This window comes from Komagataeibacter sp. NFXK3 (genome assembly GCF_054182245.1).
Window position 1 is genome coordinate 39,986 of record NZ_JAPIVJ010000013.1, and the last position, 22,745, is coordinate 62,730.

Here is a 22,745-nt window from a genome sequence, read left to right on the forward strand (position 1 = left end):
GCCGGTCATCCCCGCTCGCGCTGGTGGTGGGCGGGCGCGCGCCCGGCTTCATTGCGGGCATGCAGGGCATGGCTGGCCGGTGTTGCCTCGGTCACGTCACGGGCGGCATGGGTGCGGGTGGCGGCGCGGGGCGCTGCTTCATGCTCGTGCTCATGCAGCCTGGCCGTGCCGGGGTCGTAGCCCGGCCCGAGCGCGCGGTAGCCACGCGGCACGGCAGGCCGCATGGGAATGGCCAGCGAGGCCTCGATCGCGGCTTCATGCTGCGTATCGGGGAACAGCCCGAGCATGGGGGCGACGCGCGTTATCATGTGGGCTGCCGTGGGGGCCGCGTTCCACCCCGCCGTGGTCCAGCCATGGGTCTGGGCGGTGGGCTTGGGGCTGTCGAGCATGACATAGATGGCATAGCGCGGCGCGTTCATGGGGAAGATGCCGGTAAAGGCCGAGACGTTGACATGCTTGAGGTAGCCGCCATGCGCGCCGATCTTTTCCGCCGTGCCGGTCTTGCCGCCCACGTAGTAGCCCGGTGATTCCGCCTTCTGCCCCGTGCCCTTGGCCACGTCGAGGCGCAGGATCTTGCGCAAAATGTCGGAATTGGCAGCCGAGATCAGGCGCTCCGCATCCGCGGGCATGGCGGTATCGGCAGCAGCATCGGTGGGCGCATCCGTGGTGGCGGGGCTCTGGGCCGCGACAAGGGTCGGCCGGAGCAGGAAGCCGCCATTGGCCGTGGCCGCCGTGCCGCGCACGATGGAAAGCGGCGGTTCCGCCACGCCATGGCCGAACGCCACCGTCATGGTGGTCGAAACCCCCCAGTTATGCACGGAAGGGATGATGGGCCGCCCGGCCTCGGGCAGTTCGATCGGCACGCGCGAGAAGAAGCCCATGCGCCGCAGCCACTCCTGCTGGCGGGGCGCACCCGCATCGAGTGCGATATGGGCGGCGGCGGGGTTGGAGGAATAGGCCATGACCTCGGGCAGCGACAGCCACGGGGCGAAGTGGTCGTTCTTCATGTCCGATATGGTAAAGCGGCCGATCTTGATGGGCGTGCTCGAAAAACTGTCCCAGATATGGGCAACGCCTTCCTGCAGTGCCATGGCCACGGTCTGGAGCTTGAAGGTCGAGCCGGGCTCGTACATGCCCGTCACGGCGCGGTTGAAGCGTGAATCGGCGGCAGCGCGGCCAAAGTCGTTGGCGTCATAATCGGGCAGGCTGACCATGGTGATGATCTCGCCGGTATGCACGTCCATCACGATGGCGCACGCGCCGATGGCCTGGAACATGTCCATCGCGGACTGGAGTTCGTCATGCACCACGTTCTGCACGCGCACGTCGAGTGAGAGGCGCAGGGGCTGGCTGTCGCCATCAAGGCGCTTGTCAAAATACCGCTCGATGCCGGCCACGCCGTGGTCATCGATATCCACCCCGCCCAGGATGTGGGCGGCCACGCGGCCCATGGGGTAGCGGCGGCGCTCGCCGGGTTCGAAATAGATGCCGGGAATGCCGAGGTTGTTGATGGCAAGTTCCTGCGCGGGCGAGATGTCACGCGCCAGATAGACGAACTGCTTGTTCAGCGACAGGCGGCGCTTTGTCTCGGCCTCGTCCAGGCTGGGCAGGGCCTGCTTGAGGCGGTGGGCGGCATCACTCGCGTCGATCATTTCCTGCGGGTTGGCATAGACCTGGGCAACTGGCAGCGACATGGCCAGCACCTGCCCGTTGCGGTCGGTGACCGAGGCCCGGTGCACCTGTGGCAGCACCACGTCGCCCGCGATCATCCCCTTGGGGTCGCTTTTGGGGATGGGGGGCACCTGCGGCGCGATCTGCTGCTGTTGTGGCGGCAGGGGGTTGATGATCGTGGCCAGTGTCAGCTTGAGCGCAATGGCTGAGAACAGCAGGCAGAACCCCCCGGCCACAACCACCAGCCGCGCATGCATGCGGTCCTGCGCCATAAGCGTGCGCAGGCTCCCCCCGGGGGGAGCCTGTCCACCTCTGTCTGGCTGGTTGCTCGAAGGATTTTGCATACGGGTTCCGGGCTACAGGGCCGGTAGGAAAAGGGCGATCAGTTGCTGACAGGCACCGGCGGCGGCAGGCTCGTTACATGCGGCGTGCCCAGAGAACTGCCGCCCATGCGCGGCGGTGCGGTGGGGCGCCATGCCGCCTCGGCTATGTTCTGGCTACGCGGGTGGTAGCTTGCAGCGGCCATGTGGGCAGGGGTGATCATGCTCTCACGCGGGCTGGGTGGCAGGTGCACGGGCTCGGCGGCCGCCATGCGCTCGGGCAGGCGGGCGTGCTCGGGGGCGGCGGCATGCACGGGCGCGCGCGGCTCGATCTGGGCCATGGTGCGGGCCAGCCCGTCATGCTGGGCAGCCGGTTCGCTGTGGCGGGGCGGGAGGGCCGCCATGGCGTGCTCGATATGGGCCGGCGTTGCGGGGGCTGCAATTGCGGGCAGGGCTGTCACGGCCTCATGCACGGGCGCAGGGGCAACATGATCGGCGGCAAGGGTTGCGACCATCGTGGCGCGGGGGGCGGGCAGGGGGTGGTGCGAGGGCACGCCAACAGGCGGCAGGTGGGTGCCGAGGGCCGACATCTGCACGAACTGCGTGGGCGAGACGGGCTGGAGCCCCTTGTCATAACGGCTGGCCAGCGTGCCAAGCCGGTCGGGCTGGTTCAGCATGGCCCATTCGGCGCGCAGCATGGCGGTCTGCGCGCGGGTGCGCTCCGTCTGCTCCACGATCTGGGCAATCTGGTGGTCGAGTGCTGTGGTCTGCTGTTTCTTGTTATAAAGGAACAGGCCGGACACGGCCGCCACCATGGCAAAGAAAAACGTTACAAACCGACTCATGCGGCAGGTTCCGATGCTGCGATGGATGGGGAGGCAATGCATTCCATCGCGCGCAGTCTTGCGCTGCGTGCACGTGGATTACGGTGGGTTTCTTCCGCGCCCGGCCGGATGGGGCGTCCGGTCAGGAGCCTGAATCCGGTGGGGCCCGCGCGCTCGGTCATGGCGCGGGGGTCATGGCGGGAGGGGGCGGGCACGCGGCCTGCCGCGCGCAGCATGGCCTGCTTGACCAGCCTGTCCTCCAGCGAATGGAACGAGACGACAACCAGCCGCCCGCCTGGCGCCAGCAGGGCGGGGGCCTGTTCCAGCACGGCGCGGATCTGGCCCAGCTCGTCATTGACGTGAATGCGCAGCCCCTGGAACGTGCGGGTGGCGGGGTCGATGCCCGAACGGTCGGGGCGCACGACCGAGCGCACCACGTCGGCCAGCTGGGTCGTGCGCAGCAGCGGGGCCTCGGCGCGGGCGCTCACGATGGCGCGCGCCACCCGGCGCGACAGGCGCTCCTCGCCATAATGGTAGATGATATCGGCCAGTTCCTCCTCGGGCAGGGTATTGACCACGTCGGCTGCCGTCGGTCCCGTGTCATTCATGCGCATGTCCAGCGGGCCATCCATGCGGAAGGAGAAGCCGCGCTCGGCCTCGTCGATCTGGTAGGACGACACGCCAAGATCGAGCACGATGCCGTCCACCTTCGCCACGCCCCCTTCAGCCAGCAGGGCCGCCATGTCGGCAAAGCCGCCATGAAGCAGGTGTAGCCGCGTGCCGCTATGCCCATCGGGGAAGGTGGGGGCAAGGGCCGCGCCACGCGCGATGGCAGCGGGGTCGCGGTCGATGCCCCACAACTGGCAGTTGCTGCTGGCCAGGATGGCGCGCGCGTAGCCGCCACCGCCAAAGGTGCCATCCACGTAACGGCCGCCATCATGCGGGGCGAGGTATTCCATCACCTCGGCCAGCATTACGGGTACATGGCCGGGGTCGTGCGGGGGGAAGGGGCCGTTCATGACGGCGTGTCCGTGGCGGGCGGCATGCCCCGGCCAGCGGTGAGGCCGCGGGCGCGCAGGCGGGCATCGGCCCGGCGGGCGCTCGCTGCCTGCGGCTCCCATATTTGGAAGGTACGGCCCAGCCCCATGAAGGTGGCCTGGTCGGTCAGGCCCGCATGGGCGCGCAGGGATTCGGGCAGCAGGATGCGGCCTTCGCGGTCCGCCTCGAACGGATAGGCATCGGCATACAGGGCGGTGGCCAGGTCGTCGTGATCTTCGGAAAAAATGTCCATTTCATCCAGCGGGCGGGTCAGTGCGGCAAAAGCATCAGCGGGCCATGCCTCGAGGCAGGGATGCAGATGGGACGGACGCAGGATGGCCAGCGGCTCGCCCGATTTGGCCCGGGCACGCAGCGCGGCACGGAATGCGGAGGGAATGGAAACGCGCCCTTTTGCATCCAGCCGGTTCTGGTGTGTGCCCAGGAATACACTCACGCTGCGCGATGCCCTCCCTCGGCAAATTTAGAAAACCCAGTGATCAGCCCCCGTGGCGCCTGTGACCGCGCCCCTTTCTGAATCTGGTGTGAGCATGGGATAACATGGGATTTTATGGGGGGTCAATTAAAGATGCAGGAAAGATGGTCGAAAAATACCGTTATTGCAGCACAGGTGAGTGAGGCGGCATGTAAAACCGTACCAGGCGCACGCAATATGGCGGGAATGTGCCTTGTTTATGGTTTGTTCTTTAGCGTTAATACTTGTAAACAACTCTGGGTAGAGCGCCCCGCCCAAAGCGGTTGAATTCACAGGATTGGGGAAAATGCCAGACGGTCTGTAAGCCGGGTTCTGTCCGCCCCTTGCGGGGCGGGACGATCATTCCTCTGCGATGCGCATTGCTGCGCACCTGACGCGACCAACCCGAACGACAGGGCGGAAAAACCCCTGATGGCGCCTTGCGGCCCATCCGCCGTTCCTATTCGGTCTTGCTCCCGGTGGGGTTTGCCCTGCCATCCATGTTACCATGCATGCGGTGCGCTCTTGCCGCACCGTTTCACCCTTGCCCCCAACGTCGCCCGCATTGCTGCGCGCGCCGCCGTGAGGGCGGTCTGTTTTCTGTGGCACTGTCCCTGGGGTCGCCCCCGCCGGCCGTTAGCCGGCACCGTTTTTCCGTGGAGCCCGGACTTTCCTCCATCACGTGTATGACCACGTGGCAGCGACCGTCCGACCGTCTGGCATGCGGAAACTGGCGGTGCATGCGCGCAGCGTCAAGCGATAAATGAGGGGCCTGTGTTCTTTCAATCCGTTTTCCTGCCGGAAAGGCGCTCCATGCCCGATTCAACCGCCGCATCCCGCCCTGGCCTGCTCACCCGCGCCTTGCTGGGCGGCATGCACTGGTGGCACGCGCAGCGGCGTAACATCGAGCCCCACACGCTGGAGGACATGCGCCGCAAGCTCGACCGCCCATGTTTTCCCATGGGGCTGTCCTCGCTGCAGGTGCGGCGCGTGATCGACTGCCGCGTGCCGGGGCGTGACGGCCTGCTGGCCGCCCGGCTTTATGTGCCCTATGGGCGGGTGCATGGGGTGGTGCTGTTCATGCATGGGGGCGGGTATGTGCATTGCGGGCTGAACTCGCATCACGGCATATGCTGCAGGCTGGCGCGGCAGTCAGGGGCGGCGGTGCTGTCCATCGATTACAGCCTGGCCCCCGAGAACCGCTTTCCCCATGCGGTGGAGGATTGCTGGGCGGCATTGCAGTGGCTGGCGGGCGTGGCGCATCGCTGGGGCGGGCCGATTGCTGTTGCGGGTGACAGCGCGGGCGGCACGCTGGCTGCCGTGCTGGCCCAGATGGCGCGTGACCGGGGCGGCCCGGCGCTTGCCATGCAACTGCTCTATTACCCTTCGCTGTATGGGGAGCGTGACGTGCCCTCCCGCGAGGCCTATGCCACGGGCTACATGCTCTCCACCAAGCTGATGGAATGGTATGCCGAGCAGTATATCCGCACGCCAGCGGACCTGCATGACCCGCGGCTCGCGCCCATTTTCGCGTCCTCGCTCGCTGGCCTGCCGCCTGCCGTGATCGGGCTGGCGCAATGCGACCCTTTGCATGATGAAGGCACCGGCTACGCCCACGCCCTGCAGCAGGCGGGAGGCCGGGCCGAAACCCGCACCTGGCGCGGCACGGTGCATGGGTTCCTCAATTTCTACGCCTTTCTGCCCGCTGGCCGTGCTGCCATAAAATATGGCGCCCATGCCCTGCGGCGCGTGCTGCGGGGGCAGGGCTGAAAAACAGGGGCAGTTTCCGGGGAAGCGGCTTTGATCAGGACATCCGGGCTGAAGCGGGCGCGGTATCAGGGCTTCCTTGTAGTACCCTGCACGACCTTATGGGTGCCTTCTATTTTAATTTCAGTATTGCTTTTGATATTATTCATGAACACATTGAAACCTTGGGCAATTTTCGATATCGCCTCATTGTCCATGTAGTCGCTATCATAATAATATATACAAGCGTCGCCTTTCTTTTTCATCAGAAAGTATGCGCCGCCGCTGCCAAGCGCAAATGGAAAGAAATATTGTGATGTCTCGTCGTCTGCCATGACGGAGGCATGATTGGCTATGTCTTCTATTTCTATAAAATATCAAACATAAGAACTTTGCTGTTCGGGAATGTCATAATATCCATTCCTGATTTCAGCGCCGTTATGCCGCCTGATGAACTGTAGATATTCGTTATTGAAAATGGCATCGATACCAGCCTCCACTGCCGCTATTTCCTTTTGGGACGGCATGGATTTTGCGTGGCTGATCTTTATCATTCTCTCGGCCGGAGAAAATAATCGCTGCCCTTTTCAGGGCAGCGGGTGGAACATGCCGGGTGACTGCCAGTCGGTCAGCGCTTTCTGGTCCAGCCGGTCGATGCGCAGCGTGAACAGCAGCGGCAGCGTATTACGGTCACCGGGGCATTTGCCGGAATGCTTTTCCATGACCTGAATGCGGGTGGCATCGGCCGGGTCGTTGCCATTGACCACAAACAGCAGGCAGTCCTTCGCATCCGCCGTCATGCCGTTATGGGTGACGATGGTGCGGAAGTGCTCCACGAGGGCCGTGTTGTCGAACCAACTCGTGCGCGAGAAGGTCAGCTTGTCGGCGGCCTGGTCCAGCCACCCCATGCGGCCCACGAGGATGACGAGGGCCGCCATGGGGATGAGCATGAGCACGCGGCGGATGATGCGCTGCTTGAGCGTAACCGGCGCACGCCTGCGGCTCAGGCGCGGTGGGGAGGGTGGGGTTTCATTGCTCATGCGGCGGTTATTTCTTCATGTCCTCGTGCCACAGATGGCCCGACTGCGAGAGCAGGTTACGCGCCCCTTCCGGGCCCCATGTGCCCGCGGCATAGGGTTCGAGCGGGGCCTTGTTCTCGCGCCAGCCCTGCTCGATGGGGTCGATCCAGCGCCATGCGGCAGCCACCTCGTCGCGGCGGATGAACAGGATCGGGTCGCCGCGCACCACATCGAGCAAAAGGCGCTCATAGGCATCGGGGTAGCGGATGTTGAAGGCTTTCTCGAACTCGATGTTGATGTCGGCCTGGCGCAGGGCCAGGCTGTCGGTAGGGGTGGGGTCCTTGGTCGAGACGGACAGCATCACCCCTTCATCGGGCTGGATGCGGATGATCAGGCGGTTGGGTTCGGGATTGTTGCTAAAGATCGAGCACGGGGCCGACTTGAACTGGATCACGATCTCGCTCGACTTTTCCGCCATGCGCTTGCCCGAGCGCAGGTAGAACGGCACGTTGCCCCACCGCCAGGTCAGGATCTCGGCTTTCAGCGCCACGAAGGTTTCCGTCTCGCTGGTCACGCCTTCGCCAAGGTCTTCAAGGTAGCTGCCTACCGTGCGCTCGCCAATGGTGCCGCGCATGTACTGCCCGCGGGAGGTATAGATGGCCACGTCATCGGCCGAGATGGGCTTGAGCGCGTGCAGCACCTTGAGCTTCTCGTTGCGCACGCTGTCGGCTTCGAGCGAGACCGGCGGGTCCATCGCCACGAGGCACAGCACCTGCAACAGGTGGTTCTGGATCATGTCGCGCAGCGCGCCCGAGCGGTCGTAATACGCGCCGCGCCCTTCCACGCCCACGGTCTCGGCGGCCGTGATCTGCACGTATTCGATGGCGTCGCACGTCCACAGCCGCTCGAACACCGGGTTGGCAAAGCGCAGCGCAATCAGGTTCTGCACCGTCTCCTTGCCCAGATAATGGTCGATGCGGAAGATATGGTTCTCGGGGAAGTGGCGGCCCACGCTGTCATTGATGGCCTCGGCGCTGGCGAGATCGGTGCCGATGGGTTTTTCCAGCACCACGCGCGACTGTTCGGTCACCAGCCCCTCGCGGCTCAGGTTCTCGCAGATCTGGCCATACAGCGCGGGCGAGGTGGCAAGGTAGTAAACCCGGATGCGCGTTGCGGGCACCGCGTCGAGCAGGGTCTTGAGGGTAGGCCAGTCGCTATCGGCCTGTGCGCCGTTCAGGCTCACGTAATGCACCATGTTCACGAAGCGCTGCACCGTTGCCTCGTCCAGCGCCTCGGGCTTGACGTGCTCGTGCAGGGCTTCTGTTGCGCGCTGCTGGTAGTCCGCGCGCGAGAGCGGCGAGCGCGCGGTGCCGATGATGCGCGAGGCATCGGGGATCTGCCCGTCACGGTAGCGGTGATACAGCGCAGGCAGCAGCTTGCGCATGGTCAGGTCGCCCGTTCCGCCGAAAACGATGTAGTCAAAGGTATCAACGGGGGGAAGATGTGCCATCGAACGTGGGCCTCCTGCCTGTATCTGGTGCCCCGCATGGCCGGGCGGGCATGCTTGACGTATGCGGACATGACGCGAAAGCGGCATATGGGGTGCAGCTTCGATTACGGCCCGGCTCTCCGGCCTGTCAAGTTGGCATTGACCAGCGGGCGGTGGCGCGATAATCCCGCCGTTCCATCCCGTCGCCTAGTGACATTCCCTTCATGTGCGCGCGGGCGGGAACGGCGCAATCACGATATCTGGAGAAACCTGCCATGAATGCTGACAATTTCGAGGCGGACGACAACCCCGCCGCTGTTGGTGGTATCGCAGCCGATCGCCTGCGCAGCATCATCGAACGCGTTGAGCGGCTGGAGGAAGAGCGCAAGGCGCTTGCGGGCGATATCAAGGATATTTTCACCGAGGCGAAGTCAGCAGGCTTTGACGTGAAGGTGATCCGCCAGATCATCCGCCTGCGCAAGCAGGAACCGGCGGAAGTGGAGGAGCAGGAAACCCTGCTCGACATCTACCGCCGCGCGCTTGGCATGTAACCCGCATAGGTTGTAGGATCGTCCTTCCAACGCCCTTTCCGGCCGGTGCGTGGGCTGGCCATGGCCGTGCCGGGGCACACTGTCCGTTCAGGTTGCACGCTGCATGATGTCATCGCTTTTCCCGCAATGGATGCCCGCATGGGCGCAGGCCGTGCTGCTGGTGGGCGGCATGCTGTTCACCCTGTTGTGGATGCTGGTGCCGTTTGCCGTGTTTGGCGTAAAGGGGCGGCTTGATAACCTGGCCATCCAGCTTGATGACCTGCAGGCCGAGCTGCGCGTGCTGGCGCTGGGCCTCAATGGACAACAGGCGGCACGGCCCCCGGTCGCGGCAGATGCGCTGGCCGACCGGGCGCCCACGCCAGTCGATGCGGCCCCCGTGTGGGAGCCCGCACCCCCTGCGCCGCCTGCGGACAGGGGGGAGGCAAGGGGCGATGCGCGTGACATCCCCGCTTATGAACACCGCGTGCCGCGTGCCCAGCCCGCTCCGCCGCCCTCCCGGCCTGTTGAGCCTGCCCCCATGCCGGCACAGCGCGGGCCTGCGGAAGACGATGGCTGGCCGCCGCCGCCGCGTGGGCCAGCGCCCGCCCAGCCTTACGTGCCCCGTCGCCCCGAGCCATCCTATGATGCCGAGGCGGAACCCGGCCTGGCGGAGTGGAGCCGTGAACCGGTGCGGCCTGCCGCCCCGCGTGTAACGCCTGTGCGCCCGGTCCGGGCTTCGGTCTGGCAGCCTGAGCGCCGCGCGCGCGCCGAGCCTACCCTGCGCTGGCCGCCGCGCCCTGAATGAGCGCGGCGTGAGGGCGTCGTTTTTTAAAGGTCGGGATGGTTTTGAAGCTTTTTGAAAAAAGCTTCACCAAAAACTTCTGTTTTTACAGGCGGCTTGGTGGCCGGGTCAGCCCATCAGGCTTTCCATTTTTGCCAGCAGCACGAGATCATCGCGGTGGATCAGTTCATCCGCACCCTGCCAGCCCAGCAGGGTCTCGATCTCATCTGACTGGTGGCCCGCGATGCGCCTTGCCTCGTCCGCCGCGTAGGCGGCCAGCCCGCAGGCAATTTTCTGCCCGCTCCGGTCCACCACCGCAATCATGTCGCCACGATCAAAATCGCCGGTCACGTCGGTCACGCCTGCGGGCAGCAGGGAAGAGCCGCCTGCCAGCGCCCGCACCGCGCCATCATCAATCACCGCCTGGCCCGCGGGGGTCAGGCTGCCTGCAATCCAGTTCTTGCGTGCCGAGCGGGCATCGGCTGCGGGCAGGAACCACGTGCAGCGCCCGCCATCGCGCAGGCGGGCAAGCGGGTGCAGCCCTTCGCCTTTTGCAATGGCCATGGCGCAGCCTGCCTGGGTGGCGATGCGGGCCGCCATGAGCTTGGTGCGCATGCCGCCCGAGGAGTAGCCCGGCGGGGGCGCGCCCCCCATGGCCTCGATGCTGGTGGTCAGCTCCGCGATCACGGGCAGGTGCCGGGCATCGGGGTTGGTGCGGGGGTCGGCGGTGTACAGGCCGTCAATATCCGACAGCAGCACAAGCTGGTCGGCATTGATCATCTCGGCCACGCGCGCGCCAAGGCGGTCGTTATCGCCAAAGCGGATCTCGGTGGTGGCGATGGCGTCGTTCTCGTTGATGATCGGCACGCAGCCCAGGCCGAGCAGCGTGTTGAGCGAGGCCCGCGCATTGAGGTAGCGGTTGCGGTTTTCGGTATCATCAGGGGTGAGCAGGAGCTGGGCCGCTGTTATGTCGAAGCGCGAGAGCGCATCGGTCCAGGCCTGCGCCAGCCGGATCTGGCCAACGGAGGCGGCGGCCTGTTTTTCCTCCAGCCGCAGCACGGGGCGCGTCAGCCCGAGCTGGTGGCGCGCCAGCGCAATCGCACCCGATGAGACGACAACGACTTCCGTGCCCTGCGCGCGCAGGGCCGCGATGTCCTGCGCCACGCTGTCCAGCCAGGGCTGGCGGGGGGCCGCCTGCTGCGGGTCCACGATCAGGGCGCTGCCAATCTTGATGACAACGCGCCGCGCATGGCTGAGCTGGGGCAGGGCGGTCTCGGTCATGCCTCGGGGGTCTCCGCTTTGTGCTGTTCGGCCTGCTCGGCGCGGTCGCGCGTCACGTCATCTTGCAGGCGGCGCAGCACGGTATCGACATGCATGTGCGCAACCGACGACATGATCATGATTTTCTGCCCGCTTGCCTGCTCAAGGGCGGTGACACGCTCCTCGATTTCCTCGGGCAGCAGGGCGTCGATCTTGTTCAGCACGATGATCTCGGGCTTGTCGGCCAGGCCGCCGCCATATTCGCGCAGTTCGTGGCGGATGGTGCGCCATGCGGCCACCACCTCCTCCGTTTCCGCCGTGCCATCGATCAGGTGCAGCAGCACCGCGCAGCGCTCGACATGGCCCAGGAACCGGTCGCCCAGCCCGCTGCCTTCATGCGCGCCCTCGATCAGGCCGGGAATGTCGGCAATCACGAATTCTTCCGTCACCGACAGGCGCACCACGCCAAGCTGCGGGTGCAGCGTGGTAAACGGATAATCCGCAATCTTGGGCCGGGCGGCCGATACGGTGGACAGGAAGGTGGACTTGCCCGCATTGGGCAGGCCAACCAGCCCCACATCGGCAATCAGCTTGAGCCGCAGCCACACCCAGCGTTCCTCGCCCGGCCAGCCCTTGTCGGCCCGGCGCGGGGCGCGGTTGGTGCTGGTCTTGAAGTGCGCGTTGCCGCGCCCGCCATCACCGCCACGGCACAAAAGCAGCCGCTTGCCCGCCACATCAAGGTCGCCGAGCATGGTCTCGCGGTCTTCATCAAAGATCTGGGTGCCGATGGGCACCTTGATCACCACCGTCTCGGCGGCGGCACCCGTGCGGTCGGAGCCTGCGCCATTGCCGCCCTTGCGCGCGCGGAAATGCTGGGTGTAGCGAAAATCGATCAGGGTATTGAGGTTGTCGACCGCCTCGAAGATGATGTCGCCGCCACGGCCGCCATTGCCACCGTCCGGACCGCCAAATTCGATATACTTCTCACGGCGGAAGGCCACGACACCGTCGCCCCCGTCGCCGGATTTTACATAGATTTTGGCCTGGTCAAGAAACTTCATTGCCTGCGATCCGGTTGGGGCGAGAATGCGTGCCCCGTATGCATGCATGATACCAGAAAATGGCGTGCTGGCGTCATACGAAAAAGGGGGCGGCCAGAATGACCGCCCCCTTCAATTCGGGTAATCCCGTCGTGGCTAAGGCGCGTGCCTTATTCCGCTGCCAGCGGCAGGGCTTCCACGGAAACGTGCACGCGGCCTTCAGCGCGGCGCACGAACTTCACATGGCCATCCACGAGGGAAAACAGGGTGTGGTCGCGGCCAACGCCAACATTCACACCGGGCTTCATCTTCGTGCCGCGCTGGCGCACGATGATGTTGCCTGCGACGACGCTTTCGCCGCCAAACTTCTTGACGCCAAGACGACGCCCGGCGCTATCGCGCCCGTTACGGGACGAACCGCCTGCCTTTTTTTGTGCCATTGCCTGAACTCCTTAAAACTGAAATCTCTGATCGAACCTGCCCGGACCCAGGGCCCGGAGAGGGATCAGGCGGCGTTGATCGCGGAGATGCGCACCACGGTCACCGGCTGGCGGTGGCCATTCTTGCGGCGGCTGTTCTGCCGGCGGCGCTTCTTGAAGATGATGACCTTGGCCAGGCGGTCCTGCGCGATCACGGTTGCCGTGACGGTCGCACCCTTGACGGTGGGCGCGCCAATGGTCGTGCCGCTTTCGCCACCAACGGCGAGAACCTGGTCGAACGTGATGGTGGCGCCGGCTTCGGCTTCCAGCTTCTCAACCTTCAGGACGGCATCTTTCGCAACGCGGTACTGCTTACCGCCGGTACGGATAACTGCAAACATTCTCTATCTATCTTTCCGATCTCTTGGCGTGCGCGGCATTGCGGGAATGCAGGCGGCACGGCCCAGTCGCTTTTTTCTATTGGCCACATTGCAGCGGCGCCCCGTCCGCGCGGGGTGAATGCGGGCTTTTACTGGCTGCGGGGGGCGAGGTCAATATTTTTATGGCGCCGTTGAATAGCGCAAAAAGACCCCTTGCGTGGGGGCGCGTGCCACCCTATAAGCCGCTGCATCACCGCGTGCAGTTGGAGAGGTGCCGGAGCGGTCGAACGGGGCGGTCTCGAAAACCGTTGTGCGTGCAAGCGTACCGTGGGTTCGAATCCCACCCTCTCCGCCACTGCATCGCGTGTGTTTTTCCCAATTCAAATTGCTGGTTTGCGCCATTGAGGCAGCAGTGCCATCGCGTGCGTCAGGTCGTGAAACACGGGCGTGACGTGCGGTGCGGACTGCCTTGCACTGTTTTTACGAATGTTGACGGTGAGCGTAAGGGCATCCGCCAGACTGCAAGCCCTGTTGCGCGCAAGAACGGCAAGAGCCGCTATCTCTTGATAAAACATGATCACGCGCGGGAAAATGTTCCGTCGACGGCCACCGAAAATTTTCGGGCTGGTTCCGTCAGGTAGTCCCGCACCTCCGGGCTGGCTGGCGAAACCATGTATCCGGTTTCCAGATCGCCCAGAAGCACGGACTCTTCGCGCGGGCGGAGCCGCCAGTGGAGTGCGATCAGTACGCATAACGCGGCGTCCAGCTTGTCCTGATCCTGCTTTCGTGGCCGCGCGATCTTGCCACAGGCGAGGCACCATTCTGCCAGTTCCTTGCAGCCCAGCAGATGTGCCTGTTGCGCGGCAGTGGCCGCTACGCGGTTCCAGTCGTCCAGGCGAAAATTTTTTGTGCGGGCCGGGTTATATTTAGGGGCGCTTAACCGCCCGAAGAACCCGTCGCCTAATGAAGCCAGTGCAAGAGCCGGGAAAACTTCGATCAGATAAAGTCCGTTGGTTGCCAGCCGGGCCGCCTCGGGCTGTTCGCGTGCTTTCAGCGCGTTCAGGAAGCGCCAGATTGGCGAAGCATCGCAGAACATGCCTTTTCTTTGCCGGTTGGACGGCTGTACGCCGCCGCCAAGCCAACTGACGAGTGAAGCCGCTACACGCTCTACCGGGCGCATACTGGTCAAATTTGGCACTCTTGTCGGCTGGTCCAGCGCTATGAGTGTGGTGCCATGACCGCAGGCAGGGCGGACGTTTTGTATGAAAGCGAGCGCCTGGTCAAAGGACACTAATTGCGGGGCATGAAACTGCACCGGATACCCATTTTCGATGCTGACAGCGCAAATGGCTCCGGGGGCTTTCTGATTATCTGTCCATGCGGAATCAAAGCCGACGTAAATATCCATAATCGTTCTTTAACCCTGCCATTGCGCTAGGGCGCGGATGGCGTGCGCATCATCACGCATGGGCTGGTTACGGCATTGCGCGTGTTTTTTTCTTATATTCCACCCATCTCGCGGTCATGCACCTTCGTGCCGCCCGCATAGGTCGCGCGGATGCTGCGGTCATCGCCCAGCATCATCAGCGTGAACAGAAGATCGGCCGTGCTGTCGCACATTTCCGTTCGCTGGGCCTGCACTGGCGTGGCCTTCGGGTCGAGAATGCACAGGTCGGCGTCCATGCCCACGGCCACCGTGCCGATCCGCCCATCAAGATGCAGCGCCTGTGCGCCGCCCTGTGTCGCCAGCCAGAAGGCCTGTACGGGGTGCAGGCGGTGGCCGTTCATCTGCGCGATCTTGTAGGCCTCGTTCATGGATTGCAGGTGTGACAGGCTGGTGCCTGCACCAATATCGGTGCCAAACCCGGTGCGCACCGGGCGTTTTGCATCCATGACGTCAAACAGCCGGAAGGCCCCGCTGCCCAGGAACAGGTTGGATGTGGGGCAATGCGCCAGCGCGCAGCCGCTGGCATGGCAGCGGCATAGATCGTGCTCGTCCACATAAATGCCGTGGCCCATCACGCTGCGCGGGCGCACCAGGCCCGCGCGGTCATACACATCAAGATAGGAGCGGCTGTCGGGGAAGAGTTCGGCCACCCATGCCACCTCGGCCCGGTTCTCGGCCAGATGGGTCTGCATGAACAGGCTCTCGTCCTGTGCCAGCAGCGCGCCGGCCAGTTCAAGCTGTTCAGGCGTGCTGGTGGGGGCGAAGCGGGGGGTAACGGCATAGAACTGGCGGTTCCTGCCATGCCAGCGGTCGATCAGCGCGCGCGATTCATCATAGCCGCGCTGGGCGGTATCGCGCAGGAAGTCGGGCGCGTTGCGGTCCATCAGCACCTTGCCCGCCACCATCAGCGTGCCCAGCCGCGTGGATTCGGTAAAGAACGCATCGACCGATTGCGGGTGCACGGTGCAGTACACCGCCGCCGTGGTGGTGCCGCAGCGCAGCAGCTCGCGCAGGAACGTGCGTGCGACTGTCGCGGCATAGTTCCCATCGGCAAAGCGGCGCTCGGTGGGGAAGGTGTAGCGTTCCAGCCATTCCAGCAACTGCTCGCCATAGGCCGCGATCATGGGCAGCTGCGGGTAATGGACGTGGGTATCGATAAACCCTGCCGAGATCAGGCAGCCCCGGTAATCGGCCACGTCGGTGCCGGGCGGCAGGTGGGCACTGGTTTCGCCGTAGGGGCCGACATGGGTGATGCGCCCGTCGGTAGCCAGGACCAGCCCGTCAGGTTCCTCCACCAGCGCATCGGCAGGCGGCATGAGGAACGGGTTGCCCCTAAAGGTGACGATATGGCCGCGAAGGGCTGTGTGGGCCGGGGGCGTGGGGGCAGGGGTCATGTTGGCTCCATTTCCCTGCCGGTCCGGGCGTTATGTCAGGACATCTCGCTGGTGCGGTAAGGCTGGGAGGCATCAAGGAAGGCGGCGTTGGCGCCAAGTTCATAGGAAATGACCAGCAGATACGCAATGGCGCGGGTGATCTCGATGCGCGACGTAATGTTGCCTTCCGTCGCCTCGAGCCGGCGCAGGCTGCGCGTGGCCCCGCGTGCCACGCGTGCGGTGCGGCCAAAGCGCCCGTACCGCCCGCTGAACTGCGACATGCGGTTGAGGAACAGCTCGATGGCGCGATCGGCCGCGGGTGGCAGTTGCCCACGTTCGAGCACCGTGCGCAGCCGGATGATGTTCAGCCCGATGGTCATGGCCGAAAGCGTGCCCTGCAGATAGGCCTCGATGGTGGGCGTGGGCGTGGGGCCTGCATGGCGGATCAGGCGCGAGAAGCGGTCGGTATTGCGCCCGATCCATGACTGCGTGCGCGGCATGGGCTGGGCGGAGGCCAGGTGGCGCAGGTCATGCAGCGTGCGGTTGCGCATGCGCCAGCGTTCTTCGTCATTATCAAAGGGCAGCACCGCGCGGAAGATCAGCACCGCAAAGCCGATGCTGCACAGCAGCGCGAAGGAGGCGTTGAAATAGGCGATCTCGTTGAGGCGCGTCTGGTTGCCCGGTCCCACGAGGTTGGGCAGGAACAGGCAGTACGAGGCGGCGGCCCCCGCCGTGGCCGGGTTGCGCGCGGCAAGCCCGCCCGCGATCATGGGCAGGGCAAGGACGGCTGCCAGCATCTCGAACTCGGCCGGGCGCGGCAGGAACAGCAGCACCAGAAAACCCGAGACCAGCACCGCCCAGCATGCCCCGCGCAGGAAGTTCATGGTGCCCACCACCGGGTTCTCGCGCGTGGCGAACAGCCCGCAGGTCACGGCCACCATGGTGATGAAGCCGATGCCGTTGGCCCAGGCCGTGACCTCCCATATCAGTGCCGAGGCGCCGATGGCCACGGCGGCGCGGATGCCGTTATAGGCCGCTTCCTTGAAGTCGCGGTGCGCTTCGATGCGGAAATGGAAATGATCGCCCCTGATCTCGTGCTGGCTGGCGTCGAACTCGGCAATGGCCTGTTCAAGTTCGCCCAGCAGTTCATCAAGCGCGTTGTGCAGAATGCGGCAGTTCAGCAGGTCGTCCACCTCGGCGGTCTCGGTGGTGGACTGCATGCTGATTTCATGACCCAGCGCATCGATGATGCGCTGGCGGCACACGCCGCGCAGGTCCTGCAGGTCCTGCTGGATGTGCGGAATTTCGGAATCGTTTTCCAGCCGCGCGGGCACGCCCAGCAGGAAGGTGCGGGTGAGCAGCGAGGTCTCGGTAAACTGCTCGTTGGTGGTTTCCAGCGCCTTGATGCGCGCCATCATGCCCAGGCCGCGTGAAAGCAGCACCGACACGGCCGCCAGGGCCGCGCGCGCGTGGTCGCCCTCATGCCCGTGCGGGCCCATCTCGACTTCACTGAATTCGATCTGGTCGTTGATGCTCAGGATGGTGCCGAACAGGGCGCGCGAGCGCACGAAGGCCGCGTCATCGCCCGCGAGCAGGTTGGCCACGGCATCGGTGGAGCTGCCCAGCGCCATCTGGATCTTCTGGCGCATGTTGCGCCGCGCGCTCGAGGCGAGGTTATGCGCGAACAGCACCGCCACCAGCGTCTCGCACGTAATGCCCAGCACGATATAGGACGTGCGCGACATGGTGATCATGAAGATGTTGTCAGGGTCGCGCGTGGCGGCGAGCGCGATGATGGCGCAGGTATAGCCCGAGAGCACCAGCGCGTAGGAGCGGAAGTTGCGCACCAGGGTCGCGCACATGCAGCACAGCCCGATCCATATGCTGATGGCGGGAAAGAACAGCCATGGCGCCTGCGGAAACGAGCAGACCAGGATCACCGCGCTGATCGCGCCGATGGCGGTGCCCACCAGTCGCCACCGCGCCTTGGAAAGGCTTTCTCCGCGCGAGCCCTGGGCCACGATCCACACGGTCATGGCGGCCCATGGCGGGTCATCGAGTTCCATCCACATGGCGATCGTGAGCGCCATCAGGGCCGCGACCGTGGTGCGCACGGCAAAGGCCAGCGCTTCAGGCGTGGGGGCGTAGAGCCATTTCAGGCCGCTCATGCGCGCATAGCCTGGCGCGCGGATGGTGGGGAAATGCTTTCCGCTGAAAAGGCGGGTCAGGAAAGAGGGCAGAAGATTGAGGTCTGCAGGCACGATATACGGCTTCCGGCGGCAAGGGGCCCCATACCCATAACCCATCTTGGCATGGCGTAATGGTGTTGCGAGTGCATATCAGGCATCGGCTTTCCTCGTGACGGATTATGTCACGGCAGGGCCGAGGCGGGTGGCAGCCAGGCGCAGGTCGTTGACAAAGCGGTCATATTCGCGCGCCCGCGCCGCTTCATCGGGCAGGCGCAGCAGGTAGGACGGGTGAACCGTTACGAGTCCGTCCGATCCATCTTCCATGGCAATGATGCGCGAACGCTCCCGGCTTATGGTCACGGCACGCCCCAGCAGCGCCGAGGCTGCCGTAACGCCCAGCATGACCACCACCGCGGGGCGGATGATCCGCCGCTCGGCGGCAAGCCATGGGGCGCAGGCGGCAATTTCTGCCGGGCCTGCCTTTTCATGGATGCGGCGTGTCGGGGTGCGGCGGAATTTGAAGTGCTTGACCGTGTTGGTCACGTAAGTGTCGTCCCGCCCGATTCCGGCCTCATGCAGGGCGCGGTCGAACAGCTGCCCCGCCGGGCCGACAAAGGGGCGGCCCGCGCGGTCCTCGATATCACCGGGCTGTTCACCCACGAACATCATGCGCGCCGACTCCCGTCCTTCGCCAAACACGGTCTGGGTGGCATGGGCCGCCATGGGGCAGACCAGGCATGTTTTCGCCGCCAGCGCCACCGCGCGCAACGATGTGATGCGGGCAATGTCAAGGTCGGGCACCATGGGCAGGGCGGGGGGCGGCAGGCCGGTCGGGTCAAGTGGCTGCGGCGCCTGGCCGGGGGCTTCGCGCAGCATTTCGTGGCCGGTCCAGCGCAGCGTGCGGTCCGGCATGTCGAGTTGCCAGGGAGCGAAGGAGAGCTGCAGGGTCAGGAACCGCGCATTGCTCTCGGGCACGTGGCTGGTTGTTTCCACATGGCCCTGATACGGGGCTGCGGCGTTATGGCGGCAAAGGGCCTGGCGGATCTCATCGCGCAGGTGCCGGGTCTGTGCGAGTACATCTTCCTTTGCCCCGGCCATGCGGGCTGCCATGTCTTCGCCTGTCGGTAAGCCCATGACATGGTCATAAACCAGCGTATAGGCGAGGACGAAGCGCTCGGGCAGGGCGGACTGCACCATGATGGCCGCAAGATCCATGACCGCGCGCGGCACGGTAAAGCGTGCGGCGGCCGGGTCTGGCGCGGGCAGGGCGGCGGATTCGGGGCGGGGTGCAACCTGCCATGCAATGTCGGCGGGCGGGATGTGGCGACCGGCAAGGCTGCGCGTGGCGGCGCGCCAACCCGCGAAGTCGGCTTCATGGGCAAGGGTGACGGTCATATCGGACATGATGGCGGTCTCATCGCGGTGGCGGGCTGGCGCGGCAGCGCCCGCGCGGTGTCAGACAAGGCCCATGGCCCGCGCGCTGCGCCACATCATGTATAATGCCACGACAAAGATCAGGCATGCAAAGATCAGCCGCAGGCGTTGTGGCTGGCGGCCCAGCCTGCGTGCCGCCAGCGTGCCACCAAGGCCGCCGGCCACGCCGCCCGCCACCAGTATGGCCGCCATGGGCAGGTCAACCATCCCTGCCGCGGCATAGCTGGCCGATGTGGTCAGCCCGAAGGCGCATACCGCCACCAGCGAGGTCGCGATGGCGTTGAGCATGGGCATGCCTGTTGCCGCCAGGAGTGCCGGCACGATCAGGAAGCCGCCGCCAATACCGAAAAAGCCCGAGCAGAATCCTGTCGCCCCGCCGTAAAGCAGCACGGGCGCGATGGTGGTGCGCTCGGCGGGGGCAGAGGCCTGTGCCCCCGTGTTGCAGCCGCGCGCCATCAACCCGCCAACGCCCAGCATGACCAGCGCAAACAGGAACAGAAGGTGCTGCCCGTTGATGACCTTGCCGCATGCAGCCCCCACCAGCGCGCCGCCCACGCCCGCACTGGCGAACAGGCCCGCGCATTTCCATCGCACGTTGCCCGCCCGGGCATGGCTGGCAAGGTTGGACAGGGCATTGACCGTGACGGCGACCGCACTCGTGCCGATGGCGCGGTGCGGGTCGGCCATGCCAACCACATAAAGCAGCAGCGGCACGGCCAGGATGGAGCCACCACCGCCCACAAGCCCGAGCGTGAAGCCAATGATGCCGCCGCTGCCCAGCCCGAGGGCGACCTGCGCCAGGTCAACCATGGAGCATGCCGGAGGGCATCGGGCGCTGGCGTGCGTGGCTGGGAATCATGCGACAAGTCCGGTTCAAGGTGTGCGGAGCCTGATAAATGGTTTATCTTTTTACTATATTATGTATGTATTTTATCAAGCGCTATATTCCCGCTCATGCGGCAGGTCGCTGTTGCGCGGGATGTGAATATGGTACAGCACGCGCTCAAACCGCCAGCTGAGAGGGAGCATTCCATGCCCAAAATGCCGAGAACACGCGAAGTTGCCGAAAACCTTGTGCAGCGCCTGCGGCTTCTGGCCCAGCCCCAGCGGCTCATGGTGCTGGCCTGCCTGCTCGATGGTGAAAAGAGCGTGGGCCAGATTGAAAGCGAAACCGGCATCGGCCAGCCAACCCTGAGCCAGCAGCTTGCGGAACTCCGGCGCGCCGAAATTGTTACAACCCGCAAGGAAGCCCGGCAGGTCATTTACAGTATTAAGGATAGTATGGAGGAAATGCGCGTGCGCCTGATCTGTGCCGTATGCGATCCCGATTTCGACATGGAGCGCCTGGCCGGGCTGGTGCGCCGGGGTGTCGCGGGGCCGGGCCCGGTCAAGGATGAGCCGGCGGCCTGCTTCGCCCGTATATATCTGGAATCGTGACGGCGCGCATTTTCAAAACAATATATTGATGGAAACAATAAAAGTTTTTCCAAAATGCTGCCTTTGTTCAAAATGGCGGCATTTTCCAAAGAATCCTGCCAAACACGCCTCCTCAAAAACGTCCATATGATGGCCGGAGGTCTTGCGACGGGATGCTTTAGCCACATTTTGAATCAATTTTATACAAATAAATGCTTTCCACTGGCGGAATTATTTAATACTGGACGTTCCATATAATATAAGAGGTATAGGTAATTAGAATAAGCGTAGTCGGTTTAATGTCCAGTATTGTATTCAGCAGTCTGTCCGTATATGTAAATGCAATGTAAGGTATCGTGAATAAAACCACGAAATTTGATTGTAAGTTAAAGAGGCGCCCAAACCATGTCTGATACTGAACAGGATTTCCCATGTCTGGAACTGACCGCACAGATCGTGTCGGCACATGTTTCCAATAACAGTGTCGCCGCCGATGTGCTGCCTGACCTGATCCGCAATGTTTACGCGGCACTGTCAACCGTGGGGCGCCCGGCAGAAGAGCCTGAAAAGCTTCAGCCCGCCGTGCCCATCAAGCGCTCGGTATTCGCCGATTACATCGTCTGCCTTGAAGACGGCAAGAAACTCAAGATGCTCAAGCGCCATCTGCAGAGCGCTTATGGCATGACCCCCGACCAATACCGTGAGCGCTGGGGCCTGCCGGCCGAATACCCCATGGTTGCCCCCAACTATGCCGAGCGGCGCTCAAGCCTCGCGCGCGAGATCGGCCTTGGCCGCAAGATCACCGCAGCCTCCGCCGCGGCGGCCGCGTCTGAGGCCGGTGGGGCGGAAGGGGGCCGCGGGCGCCCGGGCCGTCGGCGCAAGGCATGATGCAGGCCTGTTCTTACGTTTGATCCTGCCTTCGGTATGGGCGGTATTCGTGGTATTGCCCTAACCATGGATACCAGCCCCGATATGTCTATGCACGCCACGTCACGCCGCCGCCAGCTTCTGCTCTGGCGGGGGAGTGCCGTGGCTTTTTTTGTTCTTGCCTGCCTGCTGGCCGTCAGCCGCTCGGGCGTGCTGGCCGGTCACGGCCCGCATCTTGTCCACCTCAGGCTTGCGGGGGTGATTGGCACTGACGAGCACGAGAATGTCGAGGCGCTGAAAAAAGCGGCCGATGATGCCTCGGTCAAGGGGCTGGTGCTTGAGGTCAACAGCCCTGGCGGTGCGGTAACGGGGGGCGAGGTGCTGCATGATGCCGTGGCGGCGTTTGCGCGCCGCAAGCCGGTTGTCGTGTCCATGGGCAGTGTGGCGGCTTCGGCGGGGTATATGGTGTCGGTGCCGGCCAGCCGCATTTTTGCCAACCGCTCCACCCTGACAGGCTCGATTGGCGTGTTGCTGGAATCGCCCGATGTGTCCGGCCTGCTCGAACGGGTGGGCGTGCATGTGGACCAGCTTGTATCCGGCCCCATGAAGGGCCAGCCTTCCGCCGTGCAGCCGCTCTCGCCCCAGGGGCGCGAGATGTTGCAGGGCGTTATTACCGATCTCTACGGTTTTTTTGTTACCGTCGTGGCGCAGGACCGGCACATGAAGCCCGAGCGCGTGCGTGAACTGGCCGATGGCCGCCCCTATACCGGCCAGCAGGCGCTCGGGCTCGGGCTGGTTGACCAGATCGGCTCGCTTGATGATGCGCGGCAGTGGCTGCTCGGAACCACGCATCTGCCCGATGATGCCCAGGTGACCGATATCGGGCCACAGGCAACCCAGGTTAACTGGCGGCACTGGATCACGGGCATGCTGTCGGGCGTGCCGGGAGCGGAAATGCTGTTGAAAGAAAGCAGCATGCTTGACGGGGCCGTTGCGATCTGGAAACTATAATTTCTTGTTTAATTTGAGG

At 64.3% G+C, this 22,745-nt stretch carries 23 protein-coding genes, 1 tRNA gene and 1 other RNA gene; 7 read left to right on the forward strand and 18 right to left on the reverse strand.

The features are described from left to right. Positions 1–5: 5 nt before the first annotated feature. The 5 genes from OQZ28_RS13380 to rnpB form a co-directional block, all read right to left on the reverse strand. Entirely contained in the window at positions 6–2,015 is a 2,010-nt protein-coding gene (locus OQZ28_RS13380; protein ID WP_458136423.1) for a peptidoglycan D,D-transpeptidase FtsI family protein, read from the reverse strand. 38 nt (positions 2,016–2,053) lie between these two features. Beyond that, the gene (gene ftsL, locus OQZ28_RS13385) at positions 2,054–2,836 is read right to left on the reverse strand and encodes a cell division protein FtsL (protein ID WP_458136424.1); all 783 of its coding nucleotides are present in this window, start codon (positions 2,834–2,836) and stop codon (positions 2,054–2,056) included. Further along, on the reverse strand, positions 2,833–3,834 hold the full coding sequence (rsmH, locus tag OQZ28_RS13390; protein ID WP_458136425.1) for a 16S rRNA (cytosine(1402)-N(4))-methyltransferase RsmH: 1,002 nt from the start codon (positions 3,832–3,834) through the stop codon (positions 2,833–2,835). The genes ftsL and rsmH overlap by 4 nt, the downstream gene beginning before the upstream one ends. Then, a complete protein-coding gene (mraZ, locus tag OQZ28_RS13395) occupies positions 3,831–4,307 on the reverse strand; it encodes a division/cell wall cluster transcriptional repressor MraZ (protein WP_458136426.1) in 477 nt (158 codons plus the stop codon). Before mraZ ends, rsmH begins: the two co-directional genes overlap by 4 nt. Before the next feature lie 324 nt (positions 4,308–4,631). Next, positions 4,632–5,045: RNase P RNA component class A (gene rnpB / locus OQZ28_RS13400), an RNA gene on the reverse strand. 93 nt (positions 5,046–5,138) lie between these two features. Between rnpB and OQZ28_RS13405 the strand changes: the two genes are divergently transcribed. Continuing rightward, positions 5,139–6,095 (forward strand): alpha/beta hydrolase, encoded by a 957-nt coding sequence (locus OQZ28_RS13405; protein ID WP_458136427.1) that lies wholly within the window; start codon positions 5,139–5,141, stop codon positions 6,093–6,095. Positions 6,096–6,160: 65 nt separating this feature from the next. On the opposite strand, the gene OQZ28_RS13410 is transcribed toward OQZ28_RS13405, so the two are convergent. The 3 genes from OQZ28_RS13410 to zwf all read right to left on the reverse strand — a co-directional run bounded on the left by OQZ28_RS13410 (position 6,161) and on the right by zwf (position 8,600). After that, the gene (locus OQZ28_RS13410; protein ID WP_458136428.1) at positions 6,161–6,406 is read right to left on the reverse strand and encodes a hypothetical protein; all 246 of its coding nucleotides are present in this window, start codon (positions 6,404–6,406) and stop codon (positions 6,161–6,163) included. A 252-nt stretch (positions 6,407–6,658) separates the two neighbouring features. Continuing rightward, positions 6,659–7,111: a hypothetical protein gene (locus OQZ28_RS13415; protein WP_130730456.1), complete on the reverse strand. Its 453-nt coding sequence runs from the start codon at positions 7,109–7,111 to the stop codon at positions 6,659–6,661. Positions 7,112–7,118: 7 nt separating this feature from the next. After that, the gene (zwf, locus tag OQZ28_RS13420; protein WP_130730455.1) at positions 7,119–8,600 is read right to left on the reverse strand and encodes a glucose-6-phosphate dehydrogenase; all 1,482 of its coding nucleotides are present in this window, start codon (positions 8,598–8,600) and stop codon (positions 7,119–7,121) included. 254 nt (positions 8,601–8,854) lie between these two features. On the opposite strand from zwf, the gene OQZ28_RS13425 reads away from it, so the two are divergent. Together OQZ28_RS13425 and OQZ28_RS13430 are read left to right on the forward strand one after the other, a co-directional pair. Further along, the gene (locus OQZ28_RS13425) at positions 8,855–9,130 is read left to right on the forward strand and encodes a DUF2312 domain-containing protein (RefSeq protein ID WP_061275776.1); all 276 of its coding nucleotides are present in this window, start codon (positions 8,855–8,857) and stop codon (positions 9,128–9,130) included. Positions 9,131–9,233: 103 nt separating this feature from the next. Then, entirely contained in the window at positions 9,234–9,914 is a 681-nt protein-coding gene (locus tag OQZ28_RS13430) for a hypothetical protein (protein ID WP_458136429.1), read from the forward strand. Positions 9,915–10,019: 105 nt separating this feature from the next. On the opposite strand, the gene proB is transcribed toward OQZ28_RS13430, so the two are convergent. The 4 genes from proB to rplU all read right to left on the reverse strand — a co-directional run bounded on the left by proB (position 10,020) and on the right by rplU (position 13,010). After that, positions 10,020–11,171 carry a glutamate 5-kinase gene (gene proB / locus OQZ28_RS13435; protein WP_130730453.1) on the reverse strand — a complete coding sequence of 384 codons (1,152 nt, stop codon included), beginning with the start codon at positions 11,169–11,171 and terminating at the stop codon, positions 10,020–10,022. Next, positions 11,168–12,211, reverse strand: a complete 1,044-nt coding sequence (obgE, locus tag OQZ28_RS13440; RefSeq protein WP_458136430.1) for a GTPase ObgE — start codon at positions 12,209–12,211, stop codon at positions 11,168–11,170. Before obgE ends, proB begins: the two co-directional genes overlap by 4 nt. A 149-nt stretch (positions 12,212–12,360) precedes the next feature. After that, on the reverse strand, positions 12,361–12,630 hold the full coding sequence (gene rpmA, locus OQZ28_RS13445; RefSeq protein WP_130730451.1) for a 50S ribosomal protein L27: 270 nt from the start codon (positions 12,628–12,630) through the stop codon (positions 12,361–12,363). Between the two features lie 65 nt (positions 12,631–12,695). Further along, positions 12,696–13,010 (reverse strand): 50S ribosomal protein L21, encoded by a 315-nt coding sequence (gene rplU / locus OQZ28_RS13450; RefSeq protein ID WP_061275787.1) that lies wholly within the window; start codon positions 13,008–13,010, stop codon positions 12,696–12,698. A 244-nt stretch (positions 13,011–13,254) separates the two neighbouring features. Between rplU and OQZ28_RS13455 the strand changes: the two genes are divergently transcribed. Further along, positions 13,255–13,344, forward strand: a tRNA-Ser gene (locus OQZ28_RS13455). A gap of 25 nt (positions 13,345–13,369) precedes the next feature. Here the strand turns inward: OQZ28_RS13455 and OQZ28_RS13460 are convergent. The 6 genes from OQZ28_RS13460 to OQZ28_RS13485 form a co-directional block, all read right to left on the reverse strand. After that, positions 13,370–13,570: a hypothetical protein gene (locus tag OQZ28_RS13460; RefSeq protein ID WP_458136431.1), complete on the reverse strand. Its 201-nt coding sequence runs from the start codon at positions 13,568–13,570 to the stop codon at positions 13,370–13,372. Then, complete coding sequence (locus OQZ28_RS13465; RefSeq protein ID WP_458136432.1) at positions 13,567–14,397, reverse strand: DUF429 domain-containing protein; 831 nt, start codon at positions 14,395–14,397, stop codon at positions 13,567–13,569. The genes OQZ28_RS13460 and OQZ28_RS13465 overlap by 4 nt, the downstream gene beginning before the upstream one ends. Positions 14,398–14,489: 92 nt before the next feature. Next, positions 14,490–15,830, reverse strand: coding sequence for a guanine deaminase (gene guaD / locus OQZ28_RS13470; RefSeq protein WP_458136433.1), 1,341 nt, complete (start codon positions 15,828–15,830; stop codon positions 14,490–14,492). Between the two features lie 35 nt (positions 15,831–15,865). Continuing rightward, positions 15,866–18,070 carry an FUSC family protein gene (locus OQZ28_RS13475; RefSeq protein ID WP_130730447.1) on the reverse strand — a complete coding sequence of 735 codons (2,205 nt, stop codon included), beginning with the start codon at positions 18,068–18,070 and terminating at the stop codon, positions 15,866–15,868. A 105-nt stretch (positions 18,071–18,175) separates the two neighbouring features. Further along, positions 18,176–19,402, reverse strand: a complete 1,227-nt coding sequence (locus OQZ28_RS13480; RefSeq protein ID WP_458136434.1) for a UdgX family uracil-DNA binding protein — start codon at positions 19,400–19,402, stop codon at positions 18,176–18,178. Between the two features lie 51 nt (positions 19,403–19,453). After that, positions 19,454–20,242 (reverse strand): sulfite exporter TauE/SafE family protein, encoded by a 789-nt coding sequence (locus tag OQZ28_RS13485; RefSeq protein WP_458136435.1) that lies wholly within the window; start codon positions 20,240–20,242, stop codon positions 19,454–19,456. Positions 20,243–20,464: 222 nt separating this feature from the next. Here OQZ28_RS13485 and OQZ28_RS13490 point away from each other — a divergent pair, with 222 nt between their 5' ends. From OQZ28_RS13490 to sppA, 3 genes are all read left to right on the forward strand, one after another. Beyond that, a complete protein-coding gene (locus OQZ28_RS13490; RefSeq protein WP_130730444.1) occupies positions 20,465–20,869 on the forward strand; it encodes an ArsR/SmtB family transcription factor in 405 nt (134 codons plus the stop codon). Positions 20,870–21,253: 384 nt separating this feature from the next. After that, positions 21,254–21,736, forward strand: a complete 483-nt coding sequence (locus tag OQZ28_RS13495; RefSeq protein WP_130730443.1) for a Ros/MucR family transcriptional regulator — start codon at positions 21,254–21,256, stop codon at positions 21,734–21,736. 66 nt (positions 21,737–21,802) lie between these two features. Then, positions 21,803–22,726 (forward strand): signal peptide peptidase SppA, encoded by a 924-nt coding sequence (gene sppA / locus OQZ28_RS13500; protein ID WP_458136436.1) that lies wholly within the window; start codon positions 21,803–21,805, stop codon positions 22,724–22,726. Positions 22,727–22,745 lie beyond the last annotated feature (19 nt).

Excerpts from the sequence above, each read along its gene's own strand:
- OQZ28_RS13380 (WP_458136423.1), bottom strand. The coding sequence starts at position 2,015 with ATGCAAAATCCTTCGAGCAACCAGCCAGACAGAGGTGGACAGGCTCCC.
- ftsL (WP_458136424.1), bottom strand. The coding sequence starts at position 2,836 with ATGAGTCGGTTTGTAACGTTTTTCTTTGCCATGGTGGCGGCCGTGTCC.
- rsmH (WP_458136425.1), bottom strand. The coding sequence starts at position 3,834 with ATGAACGGCCCCTTCCCCCCGCACGACCCCGGCCATGTACCCGTAATG.
- OQZ28_RS13405 (WP_458136427.1), top strand. The coding sequence starts at position 5,139 with ATGCCCGATTCAACCGCCGCATCCCGCCCTGGCCTGCTCACCCGCGCC.
- OQZ28_RS13410 (WP_458136428.1), bottom strand. The coding sequence starts at position 6,406 with ATGGCAGACGACGAGACATCACAATATTTCTTTCCATTTGCGCTTGGC.
- OQZ28_RS13415 (WP_130730456.1), bottom strand. The coding sequence starts at position 7,111 with ATGAGCAATGAAACCCCACCCTCCCCACCGCGCCTGAGCCGCAGGCGT.
- zwf (WP_130730455.1), bottom strand. The coding sequence starts at position 8,600 with ATGGCACATCTTCCCCCCGTTGATACCTTTGACTACATCGTTTTCGGC.
- OQZ28_RS13425 (WP_061275776.1), top strand. The coding sequence starts at position 8,855 with ATGAATGCTGACAATTTCGAGGCGGACGACAACCCCGCCGCTGTTGGT.
- OQZ28_RS13430 (WP_458136429.1), top strand. The coding sequence starts at position 9,234 with ATGATGTCATCGCTTTTCCCGCAATGGATGCCCGCATGGGCGCAGGCC.
- proB (WP_130730453.1), bottom strand. The coding sequence starts at position 11,171 with ATGACCGAGACCGCCCTGCCCCAGCTCAGCCATGCGCGGCGCGTTGTC.
- obgE (WP_458136430.1), bottom strand. The coding sequence starts at position 12,211 with ATGAAGTTTCTTGACCAGGCCAAAATCTATGTAAAATCCGGCGACGGG.
- rpmA (WP_130730451.1), bottom strand. The coding sequence starts at position 12,630 with ATGGCACAAAAAAAGGCAGGCGGTTCGTCCCGTAACGGGCGCGATAGC.
- rplU (WP_061275787.1), bottom strand. The coding sequence starts at position 13,010 with ATGTTTGCAGTTATCCGTACCGGCGGTAAGCAGTACCGCGTTGCGAAA.
- OQZ28_RS13465 (WP_458136432.1), bottom strand. The coding sequence starts at position 14,397 with ATGGATATTTACGTCGGCTTTGATTCCGCATGGACAGATAATCAGAAA.
- guaD (WP_458136433.1), bottom strand. The coding sequence starts at position 15,830 with ATGACCCCTGCCCCCACGCCCCCGGCCCACACAGCCCTTCGCGGCCAT.
- OQZ28_RS13480 (WP_458136434.1), bottom strand. The coding sequence starts at position 19,402 with ATGTCCGATATGACCGTCACCCTTGCCCATGAAGCCGACTTCGCGGGT.
- OQZ28_RS13485 (WP_458136435.1), bottom strand. The coding sequence starts at position 20,242 with ATGGTTGACCTGGCGCAGGTCGCCCTCGGGCTGGGCAGCGGCGGCATC.
- OQZ28_RS13490 (WP_130730444.1), top strand. The coding sequence starts at position 20,465 with ATGCCCAAAATGCCGAGAACACGCGAAGTTGCCGAAAACCTTGTGCAG.
- OQZ28_RS13495 (WP_130730443.1), top strand. The coding sequence starts at position 21,254 with ATGTCTGATACTGAACAGGATTTCCCATGTCTGGAACTGACCGCACAG.
- sppA (WP_458136436.1), top strand. The coding sequence starts at position 21,803 with ATGGATACCAGCCCCGATATGTCTATGCACGCCACGTCACGCCGCCGC.